Raw genomic sequence first — 12,488 nt, 5'->3', positions numbered from 1 at the left:
CCGGCCGGCTGCACAACAAAACAGGCGCCCGAAACGGCGCCTGTTTTGTCTGGGACACCCAACCCGCCATGGGCCGGGTTAAATCGGCATGCGCAAAAACACCTGCGTGACGCCCAGCAACGGCCATTGCAGGGCCTTTTGTACCGGCGGGGTCAGCAGCAAGGGTTTGAGCAACATCTTGATCGTCATATCCACCGGCAGGTTGCGGCGGATCATGCCGCTGACGCGGTGATTGATCTCATGCCGATAGCGTTCAGATGCGGTCGGGTTGTGGTGGTTGAAGGCATGGCGCAAGGCGATCTCCGCATCGCTGCTGCGCAGTTCCAGCAAACGCCGGTACAAGGTACCCAGCGTCTTGCGGCGGGTCAGGCGTTCGGTTTCGCGGTAACGCAAAAAGAAGTGATAAAAGTGTTTGTAGTGGGTCACTTCATCCCGGCGGATATGGTCGGTGATCTGGCGCAGCACCGGTTCATCCGTGCAACTCATGATGGCGCGGTACAGGCTGGATGTCCCGGTCTCTACCACGCAGCGCGCTGCCAGTTCCTGGGCGCGGGTGGGTTCCAGTTCCTCGGCCACGCACAAGGTGGCGTATTCCGTGAAGAAGTCATCAAACGCGGCTTGCCACGGAAAATCCGGCCATACGTGCTGGACATAGGCCCGCAGTGCCTGACCATGCTGCATTTCTTCTTTTTCCCAGCGGCTTTGCAGCCAGCTGGAGACTTCCGGATCGCCGGCGAAGAAATCAACCAGATTGCTGGTGTACAGATCAGCACCGCTTTCAATGAACGAGGACGCGATCAGCAGATAGAACAGGCTTTCATTGTTCCGGATTCGCGGTAAATCGATCTGCGAAAGGTCGATTTCCTGGAAATTCCACGCAAGTTGCCCGGCAGCGGGTTGTGTCATAAGCCTTCTCCAGACCAGCCGGCTGCAGGGTATACAGCGGCCTTCGGTGGGCGGTTTTGCACAAATTTTATGCAATCAACGTTTTCCCGCAGTGCGGGATGACACTCTTTTTTAATAGAAACGGCGCGGTGTTGCGAAGAGCGGATACGACCTTTTACGGAGAGGTTTATTCCTACAACAGCGGCACGCCAGCTCACCCGTTGGCGCTCACCCTCCGCATCTTGCTGACGCATTGTTGCAACGACACCGTCTGCGCGTTCGGCCGTTGCGGCGGCATAAAGTTCGCTACCCGGCGCTTGTTCTGCAACCGGCCTGGCGGCGACGCCGCGCGCCGTCGTGCCGGGTGCCAGCCCGCTTCTCACCCGGCTTTTTTGCGTGGACATACCGGGGTTTGCTGCTGTTTTCTTGCGCTCAAGCCCATGATCAAGAAAGAAAAAATGTCATCTGCATTGGGGTGGGGAGTGGGCGTCTCATAGTTCCAACACCCCTGCATGCTAGTCGAGGGTCGCATCATAAAACCGGTTAGAATTCTTTGCGCTCCCGCATAAAAACCGCATAACAAAAGCAAGATCATGGACTCCGTCCTCGCCTACGCCCGCGACCCCAACCTTGATAGCAACCAGAAACGGATCGTTCGCCTGCCGGTGCGCTGGCGCGCCGCCTTGGTGGGCGGCAATCTGACGCGGCACGGGCGCAGCGTGAATATCGCAGCAGGTGGCATGGCCATGCACTGCGAACACAATCTGCCGGTGGGCTGGACGGGTAATCTTTTTCTGGAAGTGCCACCACAAACCACCATTGCCGAAGGCGGCGTAGTGCAGTTTTTGCAACTGCAAGTGCGGGTGATCTACGCTGTGCATGACGGCGCCTCGCGCAGCTTCCGGCTTGGCCTGCAATTTATCGACACCGACAAAACCGCTGAAAACCACCTGGTGGATGAGCTGGTCAAACGCTATCCGTCACAGGCGCGGGCACTGCGGTAGTTTTCTCTCCGGAATTTCATTGGCGAGGCAAGCGTGAAATACCGTATGAGCACAATCGGGTTAACGCTGATGGTCGTGGCCGGGGTTTTTTATCTGTTCTCCCTGGTGCGCAGTGCGGCAGCACTGATGCTTCTTGGCATCGTGGTCGATGTTCTGGGTTTTTTTGCGCCGCCGCTTGCTGCTGATGCCGAGGACGAAGACGACGAGCCAACGTCACAATGACCGCCTGCTGATGACACCTTATCGGTGAAAATGAAAACACCCCGCGATTGCGGGGTGTTGGTTTTTCAGAGCCGCGACATCAAGCCACTTGCCGTGCCGCACGGGCCGGCATCGGGGCTTTCATCAGCGCCAGATACGCTACGCCGCCCAGCGCGCAGCCAATGAACCAGTTGAAATCCGCCAGCGATTTGATCCCGGCAAAGGTGATCAGCAAACCGGCGGCCACCGAGGGCACCAGCGCCATGACTGCGCGCTTGTTCACGCCGCCGTCATACCAGTAGGCCGAAGCCGGGCCGTCTTTGTACAGATCATCCACTTCAATCTTCTGCTCGCGCACCAGATAAAAGTCAGCCAGCAAGATACCGAACAGCGGGCCAATAAAGGCGGCCAGGGTATCGAGCGTGTAGTGGATCACGTCCGGCGAGTTGAACAGGTTCCACGGCGTGATGAACACAGAGCCGATGGCGGCAATGAAGCCGCCAGTACGGAACGACACCTTGCCCGGATTGCAGTTAGAGAAATCAAACGCCGGCGACACAAAGTTGGCGACGATATTGATACCGATAGTCGCCGTCACAAAGGTGAACGCGCCCAGCACGGCCACCGTGGTGTTATCGATGCGCGCCACCACCTGGATCGGGTCGGTGATCATCTGGCCAAACACCGGGATGGTGCCGGAGGTAATGACCACGGTGACGATGGAGAACGCCAGGAAGTTGACCGGCAGACCCCAGAAATTGCCGCGTTTCACTTCAGAGAACGACTTGCCATAGCGCGAGAAATCGCCAAAGTTGAGCATCGGGCCAGAGAAATACGACACCACCAGCGCAATGGCGGTGATCATCGGGCCGATGGCGGCCAGGCCGTGATATTTGACCTCGCCCAGGTTGAGCGTGATCTTGCCCGGGCCGGCTTTCATGGCAATCCACACCGCCAGCGCCAGCATGACCACGTAGACGGCCGGGCCAGCCCAGTCGATAAACTTCTTGATGGTGTCCATGCCATTCCAGAACACGATGGCTTGCAACACCCACATGATCATGAAGCCCATCCAGCCCAGATAAGACAAACCGGCAAACTGGGTATGGCCCAGCGACTCAAGGCCGGGGAAGAAGCGCACCAGCACAATGGTGAGCGCGCTGGAGGCAAGGAAGGTCTGGATGCCATACCAGGCCACGGCGATCAGCCCGCGGATGATGGCGGGAATGTTCGCGCCCCACACACCAAAGGCCAGGCGGCAGATCACCGGGTAGGGCACGCCAGCTTGCTGGCTGGGTTTGGCAACCCAGTTGGCAAACAGATTGACCAGACAGATACCCAGCAGCAGCGACACCAGCACCTGCCAGCTGGACAAACCCAGCGCAAACAGGCTGCCGGCAAACACGTAACCGCCCACGCTGTGCACGTCGGACATCCAGAACGCAAAGATGTTGTACCAGTTCCAGTTCTGCTTTTTCAGCGGCCCCAGATCTTCGTTATAAAGCCGGCTGCTATAACCGGCAGGGGTTTGCTCAGACATTGAATGACTCCTGACCTGTTGGATTGCCATGCCGCATGGGGCAGGGCCGCATGCAACGCACTTTGTATACAATCAGATGCATCGACCCTTGTACTGCGTCATTCGTGATTGGACGGGTCTGCACAAGTCAGGTGAGCAAGAAGCGTTCCAGGAAGCACTATATACAGCGGATAAAGGCCATGTTGGCGATCAGGCCGGCATTGGTGCTACGATGGGTGTCATTCATATGACATGAATTTTGTATACAATAATCAGAAAAAACGAATACAAGATTGAGTCAAACTGGTGCGGCTTGCACCAGAAACAGGCAAAAACAGGGGTAAAAGATGTCTGGCAGAACACGTGACGAAGCCATTTACGAGAACCTGCACACCGCCATTTTTGAAGTGCAGCTGCCCCCGGGCACGCGCCTGCCAGAGGACGATCTGGCGGAGACTTTTGGCGTATCGCGCACCGGCATCCGCAAGGTATTGCAGCGGCTGGCGCATGAGCGGCTGGTCGAGATCGTCCCCAACAAGGGCGCGTCCGTCGCGCAGCCCTCAGTCAAGGAAGCGCGCGAGGTCTTTGCCGCGCGCCGCATGATTGAATGCGCCGCTTTGCCCCAGGTGATCGCCCATGCCCGCGCCGCACAAATCAAGGCGCTGTCCGAGATCATGGAAAAAGAAGATGCCGCGCAACTGGCGGGTGATCGCCAGGCGGCCATCCGGCTTTCCGGCGAGTTCCACCTGGCGCTGATCCGCATTGCAGATAACGACACGATGTCGCATTTTCTGCGTGAGTTGGTCACACGTTCGTCGCTGATCATTGCCACTTATGGCGCGCCGATTGCCGTGTCGTGCCGCCATAGCGAACACGAACAGATTCTGGATCTGATCGCCCGCCGCGACACCGCCGCCGCCGTAACCTGGATGGACCAGCATCTGCTGGAAGTAGAACGTAGTTGTTCCTTTGCCAGCGCAGATGCAGAACCGGACTTGAAAGCCATTCTTGGCAATATCGCCAAAAGGCGTGGCACAGGTCTTGCATGAAGGGGCTCACAAAACCCTTCTGACCTGGTTGCGTGAAGCTGCCGTGCCCGAATGACGGTCTGCATTCACGCGCCTTGTCAGAACCGTTTCGCCGGATTTTGTGTGCCCGTTGCCGGCGACCATGCTTTTTGACCAGGACACCATCATGCGCATTCGCATCATCAACGCCAATACTTCCGCCGCCATGACCGACAAAATGGGCGTGGCCGCGCTCAACGTCGCAAGGCCTGGCACCGAGATCATTGCGGTCAACCCGGCCAGCGGCCCGCTCACCATTGAAAGCCATTTTGATGAAACGGTAGCCGCGGTGGGCGTGTGTGAGGAAATCCGCGCGGGGGAAGCCGCCGGCACAGACGCGTATGTGATCGCCTGTTTTGGTGATCCTGGCCTGTATGCCGCGCGTGAACTCACCCATGCGCCGGTGATCGGTATTGCTGAAGCGGCATTTCATATGGCCAGCCTGATCGCCACGCGGTTCTCGGTGGTGACCACGCTGGGCCGCACCGCCATCATGGCCGAACGCTTGCTGCACGAATACGGCATGGGTATCCGCTGCCGCAAAGTGCGCGCCGCGGAAATCCCCGTGCTGGCGCTGGAGCATGAGGCTGACACCGCCTACAGGCTGATCGAGGCGGAATGCCTGCGTGCGCGTGATGAAGACGGCATTGGCGCCATTGTGCTTGGCTGCGGCGGCATGGCCGATCTGGCCGCCCGTTTGCAGTACAGCCTTGGCCTGCCGGTGGTAGAAGGCGTCGCCGCGGCGGTGGCGCTGGCGGAATCTCTGGTTACACTGAAACTGCAGACCAGCAAATTTGGCGACCTGGCCGCGCCGCCCGCCAAGCCGTTTACTGGTGAATTTGCCCGTTATTCCCGCTGATCGACCCGGACGATTTCATGACGCAAGCGTACCCGCGTGACCTGATCGGCTACGGCCGCAACCCGCCGCAAGCCAACTGGCCCGGCAAGGCAAAAATCGCCGTGCAGTTTGTCCTGAACTACGAAGAAGGCGGCGAGAACTGCGTCTTGCATGGGGACAAGGGGTCCGAGCAGTTTTTAAGCGAGATGTTCAACCCGGCGTCTTTCCCGGCGCGGCATTTGTCGATGGAATCGGTCTACGAATACGGCTCCCGCGCCGGTGTGTGGCGCATCCTGAACGAGTTTGAAAAACGCCGTCTGCCGCTGACCGTGTTTGGCGTCTCCATGGCGCTGGAGCGCAACCCGGATGTGACCCAGGCCTTTGTTGAACTTGGCCATGAAATTGCCTGCCACGGCTGGCGCTGGATTCACTATCAGGACATGCCAGAGGCTGAGGAGCGCGAACATATGCGCGTGGGCATGGAGATCATCCAGCGGCTGACTGGCCAGCGCGCGGTAGGCTGGTACACCGGCCGCGACAGCCCCAATACCCGGCGGCTGGTGGCCGATTACGGCGGCTTTTTGTATGACTCGGACTATTACGGCGACGACTTGCCGTTCTGGACCACGGTGACCAAAAGCAATGGCGAGCAAACGCCGCACCTGATCGTGCCGTATACGCTGGACACCAACGACATGCGGTTCTCCCTGCCGCAGGGGTTTTCACAGGGCGATGATTTTTTTACCTATCTGCGTGATGCCTTTGATGTGTTGTACGCAGAAGGGGAATACAGCCCGAAGATGCTGAGCGTCGGCATGCATTGCCGCTTGCTGGGGCGCCCGGGGCGGATGCGGGCGTTGCAGCGGTTTCTGGATCATGTGGAGAAGCATGATCGGGTTTGGGTTTGTCGGCGGGATGAGATTGCGGGGCATTGGCGGGAGGTTCATCCCTTTGGGGGGTGATTCGGGGAGGTGCGGTTGTTAGCGCCTTCGGCGCGGGTGTTTTGATACCGGCGCTGGCCGGAGCACGGTACTTTCTTTGCTTCGCCAGCCTCGGCTGCCCGAAAGAAAGCGGTGTAGGGTGGATTCGGAGCTTTAGCGACAATCCACCGTGGCGGATGAACCGTTGTTAGCGCCTGCGGCGCGGTGGTTTTGATACCGGCGGTGGCCGGAGCACGTTACTTTCTTTTGCTTCGCCAGCCTCGGCGGCCCCAAAGAAAGTAACCAAAGAAAAGGCGACCCCTGCGACTGCGCTCGCTGCGCGAGTTTCCTGTGCTTCTCGCAAGGCGCGGCTGGCTCCAGGGAACTCGGGCTAAAGCCCTCAAACACCCTTGCGCCGAAACCCCGCGCCTTGCTGCGATGCTCGGCGCAGTCAAGGGGCCCAAGGTCAAAGGCAACTGCAACTGCTGAAAACCGTCTGTGTGCAACGGGGGGTGTTGTTGTTGTTGGGTTTTGTCGTTCTCCCCTTGCAAGGACTTTTCCGATTGAGGGAGGGAGACCTCGGGCTCCCGACGGATTGAGGGAATCGCGGAGCGAAAAAGTCCGGGGGCCGCCTTTCTTTTGGACACTTTTCTTTGGCGGCCAAAGAAAAGTGTCGTGCTCCCGGGCACCCCCGGGTTTGTAAATGCATTTACTTGCGCCAAAGGCGCTAACACTTCCGCACACATCCATGACTACTGACACCGCACTCCCCACCTGGACCAAAACCACCATCAACCTGGCAGACCCGCGCCTGGGCGCATTGGCCATCACCGCCAGCGATGAGTTCTTCGCCCCGCTCTCCCGCATGCTCAACCCGGAACCTGCGGTGTTCATTCCCGGCAAGTACGACGAGAACGGCAAGTGGATGGATGGCTGGGAAACCCGTCGCAAGCGCAGCATGGGGCATGACTGGTCCATCATCAAACTGGGCCGCAAAGGGGTGATTGCGGGGTTTGATGTCGATACCAGTCACTTCACCGGCAACTACGCCCCGGCGGTGTCGATTGAAGCGACGGACAGCCTGAGTGATGACCCCGCAGCGCTGGCCAGCGCGACGTGGACGGAGGTCCTTGTCTCCACCAGCCTTTCCGGCAATAGCCACCACTTTCTGCCCGCAACAGACACCACTGCGTATACGCATTTGCGTATTCATATCTATCCGGATGGCGGTATTGCGCGGTTGCGGGTGTATGGCCAGCCAATCGGGGCGTTTGATGAGCCGGGCAAGGTATACGATCTGGCCGCGCTGGAGAACGGTGGGCGGGCGGTGGCGTTCAATGATGCGCACTTTGGCGCGGCGTCCAATCTGCTGCTGCCCGGGCGGGGCGTGAATATGGGGGATGGCTGGGAAACCCGCCGTCGCCGCGAGCCGGGTAATGACTGGTGCATCATCGCCCTGGGCGCGCCGGGTATTGTTGAGCGCATTGAGGTCGATACCGCGCATTTCAAAGGCAATTATCCGGATCGCTGCATGATCCAGGCGGCGCGCATGGACGGTGGTACGGATCAATCCATCATCACGCAAAGCATGTTCTGGCCGGTGCTGCTGGATGAACGCAAATTGCAGATGGATGCGATCCACACCTTCAGCGATGGCATTGCCGCGCTGGGGCCGGTGACGCATGTGCGGCTCAATATCATTCCGGATGGCGGCGTGTCGCGGCTGCGTATCTGGGGCAAGGTGGCCCGATGACGCCCATCGTGCTCAGCGTGGAGCCGCTGACGACAGAGGCATTCTCGCCGTTTGGCGATGTGATCGAGGCATCGGACGCGGCGCGGCATTTCCCCATCAATGGCGGCAATACCGAGCGCTTTCATGATCTGATGACCATTGCCACCGATACCGACGGCCACGCCATTGTCAGTATTTTTCGCGGCCAGCCGCGCGCTTTGCCGTTTACGCTGGGCATGCTGGAGCGCCATCCCAAAGGCAGTCAGGCCTTCATGCCGTTGTCGGGGCGGGCGTATCTGGTGGCGGTGGCACCAGCGGGCGAGGGCGTGACGGTGGCGGATGTCCGGGTGTTTCTGGCGCGCGATGATCAGGGCGTGAACTACGCGCCGGGCACCTGGCATCACCCGTTGCTGGCGCTGCACGCGGTGAGTGATTTTCTGGTGATCGACCGCGCCGGGCCGGGCGGCAATTGCGATGAAATCATCCTGCAACCGAACGGTGTGATCCCGGCCTGAGCACTGGCCCGCTTGCCGGTATAATGCATGCATCAACATCATATATAAACGCGTGCGACCGCGATCCGGATCGCCCGCATCACGGAGTCCTTGATGCAAGCCGCTGTCTCGCAACCCTTTGCCGCCCGTCGCCAACGTCTGTTTGAACAACTCGCCCCTGGCGTGCTGATTCTGCCCACTGCGCCTGAACAAACCCGCAATGCCGACTCCACCTTTCCGTTCCGGTTCGATTCCAGCTTTTACTACCTGAGCGGTTTTCAGGAACCGGAAGCCGTGATTGCGCTGGTGATTGGCGAGGAAGAATCCAGCGCCGTCCTGTTCTGCCGCCCCAAAGACGAACTGCATGAAATCTGGGACGGTTTCCGCTACGGCCCGGCTGCGGCCAAAGAGGAGTTCGGGTTCGATGCGGCCTACACCATGGATGAACTCGATACCGAGATCGTCAATCTCTTGAAGAACCAGCCGCGCGTGTATTTTCCGCTGGGTGCGGATGCCGGCTGGGATGCGCGCCTGACGGGCTGGATCAACGGCGTGCGCAAGCAATCGCGCACGGGCGTGACGGCACCGGCAGAGGTGGTTGATGCGGCAGAGATCATTGGCGAGATGCGCCTGTTCAAGGACGCCCATGAAATCGACGCCATGCACCGCGCCGGCAAGATCAACAGCGCCGCCCATATCCGCGCCATGCAGGCCGCCAAAGCCGGGATTCGCGAATACGTGGTCGAGGCCGAACTGCAGCACGAGTACTACCGCAGCGGTAGCCGTTTTCCGGCGTATACCTCGATTGTGGCCAGCGGCCCCAACGCCTGCGTGCTGCATTACGACAAGAACGACCGGCTGATGCAGGAAGGCGATCTGCTGCTGATCGATGCCGGTTGCGAAATCGAAGGCTACGCCAGCGATATCACCCGCACTTTCCCCATCAACGGCCGCTTCACGCCGGAACAGAAAGCCATCTATGAACTGGTGCTGGCCGCCCACGGCGCCGCGCTGGAACAGGCCAGACCGGGCAACCGCTACAGCGCCATGCACGACGCCGCCGTGCGCACACTCACGGCCGGTTTGATCGAACTGGGTTTGCTGACCGGCACGGTCGATGAAGCGATCGAGAACAAAACCTTCCGCCAGTTCTACATGCACGGCACCGGCCACTGGCTGGGGCTGGACGTGCACGACGCGGGCCGCTACAAGATCGACGGCGAAGACCGCGAGCTGGAAGTCGGCATGGCCTTTACCATTGAACCGGGTCTGTACATCCGCCCGGCCGATAACGTGCCCAAGGCGTATGAGTACATCGGCGTGCGTATTGAAGACGACATTGTGCTGACCGAAAACGGCCCGCTGATCCTGTCTGACGACTGCCCGCGCACCGTGGCCGAGATCGAAGCCGTCATGAACCGCTAAGCCGCTGCGCCGCCTGAACCGCTCCCAACACCACAACGGAACCCGCCCATGATCGTCCGTAACCTGCCTTGCCATGTTGATATCGCCATTGTCGGCGGCGGCCCCGTGGGCGCGCTGGTGGCGCAAAGACTGGCACGGCAGGGGCGCAACGCCATTGCCATCGAGGCAAGGCAAAGCGTGGACGATGGCGCGACCGACCCGCGCGCGCTGGCGTTGTCGTGGTCCAGCTACCAGAACCTGCTGGAAGCCGGGCTGTGGCAAGAGCGCCTGGCGCCCACGGCCATTGGCCGCGTACATGTTTCGCAACAGGGCTCGATCGGCCGAACCGAACTCACCGCCGAAGAACTCAACCTGCCGGCGCTGGGTTACGTGGTCAGTTATGAAAAGCTGGCCAGAATCGCGCTGGAACAACTGGCCACCGGCCCGGCGCAACTGGCGCTGGGTACACGTGTCACCGGCGTGCGCAGTTTGTCGCGGTTTGCCGAGCTGCAACTGGCGACACAAACCGGCGCGGTAAGCATGACCGCGCGGCTGGTGATCCTGGCCGATGGCGGCAAGCTGGTGGGCGAGATCGACGGCGTGCAACAGACCGTCAAGTCCTACAACCAGCACGCCATCCTGGCCACGCTGACCCCGACCGTGCCGCACAACAACGTGGCGTTCGAACGCTTTGCCGACGACGGCCCGATGGCGCTGCTGCCGTTTGGCGACGACTACATGCTGATCTGGACGCAAACCCCGGAACAAGCCGAAGCGCGGCTTTCGCTGGACGACGAAACCTTCATGACCGCCGTGGCCAACCGCTTCTCTGGCCGCGTCGCCGGCTTCAGCGCCGTCGGCCCGCGCCGCAGCTGGCCGCTGGCGCTGAAAACGCTCGATTCCGTCGTTGCCGATCGCATGGTGCTGATCGGCAACGCCGCCCAGACCCTGCACCCCGTGGCAGGCCAGGGCCTGAACCTGGGCCTGCGTGACGCCGCCACGCTGGCAGACGTCATCGCCACCATGCCCGGCCACACGCTGGGCGAGGCCGCCATGCTGCAACGCTACGCCACGCTGCGGCGCAAGGACGCCGGCGCGGTGACGGCGTTTACCGATAATCTGATTACGCTGTTTGACCAGCCGAATGTGCTGATGAAGCATGCGCGTAGTCTGGGGATGCTGGCGCTGGATCAGATCGGGCCTTTGCGCAGGGGGTTTGCGCGGCGGCTGGTTTATGGGGTGAAGTGAATGCCCAGGGGTGGGCTTTTGCGGGGGTGAATGGTTTGCATGGCTGCTGCGGGTAGGGTGGATTCGGAGCGGTGGCGACAATCCTCCTGCTGCTGCCTTTAAAGACTTGACTGCTGTTAGCGCCTGCGGCGCGGTGGTTTTGATACCGGGGGTGCCCGGAGCACGGTACTTTCTTTTGGATCGCCAAAAGAAAGTACCCAAAGAAAAGGCGACCCCTGCGACAGCGCCCACTACGTGGGTTCCCTGCGCTTCTCGCGAAGTCCGGCTGGCTACGGGAACTCGCTTCGCTCAAACACCCCTCCGCCGCAACCCCGGACTTCGCTGCGATGCTCGGCGCAGTCAAGGGGAGGCAAGCCAAAGGCAACGGCAACTGCACCTGCACCTGCAACCCCGAAAATCAACTGCAACCCCAATCCCAATCCCGCAAACCACTCTTCGCAAGAATGACCAGTTTGCCCCACCACTTCGTCATTCCGGCGGAGGCCGGAATCCAGCTGCAATGCTGGACATGGTAAAGACACGTCAAAGGCACCCCCAACCCCGCAGACCACTCGTCGCAAGAATGACCAGTCTGCTCCATCACTTCGTCATTCCGGACCTCGGCGGCCCCCTTGGCCGGAATCCAGAACGGCCGCCGCAGGTGGCCCTGGCGATGGTGGATTGTCGCTTCGCTCCGAATCCACCCTACGGTAGGCGTTTACGTTCTTGCCCGCAAAGGGGGCGTTCCGGCCCCGTACTGGATTCCCGCCTCCGCGGGAATGACGAGTTAGTGGGACGCACGCTACGTAGATGTTGTCGTTGTCGTTAGCTTGGGGTTTCGTTTTTGCAGTTGCAGTTGCAGTTGCAGTTGCAGTTGCAGTTGCAGTTGCAGTTGCAGTTGCAGTTGTAGTTGTAGTTGCAGTTGTAGTTGCAGTTGTAGTTGCAGTTGCAGTTGAAGTTGGGGTTGTTTTTGCCTTTCCTCCCCCATTAAAGCCAAGCGCCGATGGAGTGGAGGGAGACCCCAGGCTCCCGACCGACTGAGGGCAGCCCGGAGGGCCGCCGGGCTGGGGTCGCCTTTCTTTGCCTACTTTCTTTGGCGAAGCAAAGAAAGTAGGGTGCTCCCGCCACCGCGGGTATCAAATGCTTTTAAAACCCTGCGCCGAAGGCGCTAACAGCGGTTAAGGTTTTGCAACAGTG

At 60.2% G+C, this 12,488-nt stretch carries 13 protein-coding genes; 9 read left to right on the top strand and 4 right to left on the bottom strand.

Features of this window, described 5'->3' with window-relative positions; all coding sequences use genetic code 11:
* Window positions 1-78 precede the first annotated feature (78 nt).
* A complete protein-coding gene (locus IEX57_RS17290; protein ID WP_188705874.1) occupies window positions 79-906 on the bottom strand; it encodes a ferritin-like domain-containing protein in 828 nt (275 codons plus the stop codon).
* Window positions 903-1,289 (bottom strand): hypothetical protein, encoded by a 387-nt coding sequence (locus IEX57_RS17285; RefSeq protein ID WP_188705872.1) that lies wholly within the window; start codon window positions 1,287-1,289, stop codon window positions 903-905. The genes IEX57_RS17290 and IEX57_RS17285 overlap by 4 nt, the downstream gene beginning before the upstream one ends.
* 189 nt (window positions 1,290-1,478) lie before the next feature.
* On the opposite strand from IEX57_RS17285, the gene IEX57_RS17280 reads away from it, so the two are divergent.
* Window positions 1,479-1,889, top strand: a complete 411-nt coding sequence (locus IEX57_RS17280; RefSeq protein ID WP_188705870.1) for a PilZ domain-containing protein — start codon at window positions 1,479-1,481, stop codon at window positions 1,887-1,889.
* Window positions 1,890-1,934: 45 nt separating this feature from the next.
* A complete protein-coding gene (locus IEX57_RS17275; protein WP_188705869.1) occupies window positions 1,935-2,111 on the top strand; it encodes a hypothetical protein in 177 nt (58 codons plus the stop codon).
* 79 nt (window positions 2,112-2,190) lie between these two features.
* On the opposite strand, the gene IEX57_RS17270 is transcribed toward IEX57_RS17275, so the two are convergent.
* Window positions 2,191-3,630, bottom strand: a complete 1,440-nt coding sequence (locus IEX57_RS17270; protein ID WP_188705867.1) for an NCS1 family nucleobase:cation symporter-1 — start codon at window positions 3,628-3,630, stop codon at window positions 2,191-2,193.
* 326 nt (window positions 3,631-3,956) lie between these two features.
* On the opposite strand from IEX57_RS17270, the gene IEX57_RS17265 reads away from it, so the two are divergent.
* The 7 genes from IEX57_RS17265 (at window position 3,957) to IEX57_RS17235 (ending at window position 11,312) form a co-directional block, all read left to right on the top strand.
* Window positions 3,957-4,658 (top strand): GntR family transcriptional regulator, encoded by a 702-nt coding sequence (locus IEX57_RS17265; protein ID WP_188705865.1) that lies wholly within the window; start codon window positions 3,957-3,959, stop codon window positions 4,656-4,658.
* Between the two features lie 145 nt (window positions 4,659-4,803).
* Window positions 4,804-5,535, top strand: a complete 732-nt coding sequence (locus tag IEX57_RS17260; RefSeq protein WP_188705863.1) for an aspartate/glutamate racemase family protein — start codon at window positions 4,804-4,806, stop codon at window positions 5,533-5,535.
* Window positions 5,536-5,552: 17 nt separating this feature from the next.
* Window positions 5,553-6,476, top strand: a complete 924-nt coding sequence (gene puuE / locus IEX57_RS17255) for an allantoinase PuuE (protein ID WP_188705861.1) — start codon at window positions 5,553-5,555, stop codon at window positions 6,474-6,476.
* 706 nt (window positions 6,477-7,182) lie between these two features.
* Window positions 7,183-8,187 (top strand): allantoicase, encoded by a 1,005-nt coding sequence (gene alc / locus IEX57_RS17250; RefSeq protein ID WP_188705859.1) that lies wholly within the window; start codon window positions 7,183-7,185, stop codon window positions 8,185-8,187.
* A complete protein-coding gene (locus IEX57_RS17245) occupies window positions 8,184-8,681 on the top strand; it encodes an ureidoglycolate lyase (RefSeq protein WP_188705858.1) in 498 nt (165 codons plus the stop codon). The genes alc and IEX57_RS17245 overlap by 4 nt, the downstream gene beginning before the upstream one ends.
* A 93-nt stretch (window positions 8,682-8,774) precedes the next feature.
* On the top strand, window positions 8,775-10,085 hold the full coding sequence (gene pepP, locus IEX57_RS17240) for a Xaa-Pro aminopeptidase (RefSeq protein WP_188705855.1): 1,311 nt from the start codon (window positions 8,775-8,777) through the stop codon (window positions 10,083-10,085).
* A gap of 48 nt (window positions 10,086-10,133) precedes the next feature.
* Window positions 10,134-11,312 (top strand): FAD-dependent monooxygenase, encoded by a 1,179-nt coding sequence (locus IEX57_RS17235; RefSeq protein WP_188705853.1) that lies wholly within the window; start codon window positions 10,134-10,136, stop codon window positions 11,310-11,312.
* Window positions 11,313-12,093: 781 nt separating this feature from the next.
* Here IEX57_RS17235 and IEX57_RS17230 read toward each other — a convergent pair.
* Window positions 12,094-12,279, bottom strand: coding sequence for a hypothetical protein (locus IEX57_RS17230; RefSeq protein ID WP_188705851.1), 186 nt, complete (start codon window positions 12,277-12,279; stop codon window positions 12,094-12,096).
* Window positions 12,280-12,488 lie beyond the last annotated feature (209 nt).

This window comes from Silvimonas iriomotensis, from assembly GCF_014645535.1.
Lineage (GTDB): Bacteria > Pseudomonadota > Gammaproteobacteria > Burkholderiales > Chitinibacteraceae > Silvimonas > Silvimonas iriomotensis.
Note: the sequence above shows the minus strand (reverse complement) of the source record. Positions and strands in the feature narration are given on the sequence as shown.

What these genes read in the sequence shown, in the direction of transcription:
- pepP (WP_188705855.1), top strand. Translation starts at nt 8,775, where the DNA reads ATGCAAGCCGCTGTCTCGCAACCCTTTGCCGCCCGTCGCCAACGTCTG.
- IEX57_RS17230 (WP_188705851.1), bottom strand. Translation starts at nt 12,279, where the DNA reads ATGGGGGAGGAAAGGCAAAAACAACCCCAACTTCAACTGCAACTGCAA.
- IEX57_RS17265 (WP_188705865.1), top strand. Translation starts at nt 3,957, where the DNA reads ATGTCTGGCAGAACACGTGACGAAGCCATTTACGAGAACCTGCACACC.
- IEX57_RS17245 (WP_188705858.1), top strand. Translation starts at nt 8,184, where the DNA reads ATGACGCCCATCGTGCTCAGCGTGGAGCCGCTGACGACAGAGGCATTC.
- IEX57_RS17290 (WP_188705874.1), bottom strand. Translation starts at nt 906, where the DNA reads ATGACACAACCCGCTGCCGGGCAACTTGCGTGGAATTTCCAGGAAATC.
- IEX57_RS17235 (WP_188705853.1), top strand. Translation starts at nt 10,134, where the DNA reads ATGATCGTCCGTAACCTGCCTTGCCATGTTGATATCGCCATTGTCGGC.
- IEX57_RS17280 (WP_188705870.1), top strand. Translation starts at nt 1,479, where the DNA reads ATGGACTCCGTCCTCGCCTACGCCCGCGACCCCAACCTTGATAGCAAC.
- puuE (WP_188705861.1), top strand. Translation starts at nt 5,553, where the DNA reads ATGACGCAAGCGTACCCGCGTGACCTGATCGGCTACGGCCGCAACCCG.
- IEX57_RS17285 (WP_188705872.1), bottom strand. Translation starts at nt 1,289, where the DNA reads ATGTCCACGCAAAAAAGCCGGGTGAGAAGCGGGCTGGCACCCGGCACG.
- IEX57_RS17275 (WP_188705869.1), top strand. Translation starts at nt 1,935, where the DNA reads ATGAGCACAATCGGGTTAACGCTGATGGTCGTGGCCGGGGTTTTTTAT.
- IEX57_RS17270 (WP_188705867.1), bottom strand. Translation starts at nt 3,630, where the DNA reads ATGTCTGAGCAAACCCCTGCCGGTTATAGCAGCCGGCTTTATAACGAA.
- alc (WP_188705859.1), top strand. Translation starts at nt 7,183, where the DNA reads ATGACTACTGACACCGCACTCCCCACCTGGACCAAAACCACCATCAAC.
- IEX57_RS17260 (WP_188705863.1), top strand. Translation starts at nt 4,804, where the DNA reads ATGCGCATTCGCATCATCAACGCCAATACTTCCGCCGCCATGACCGAC.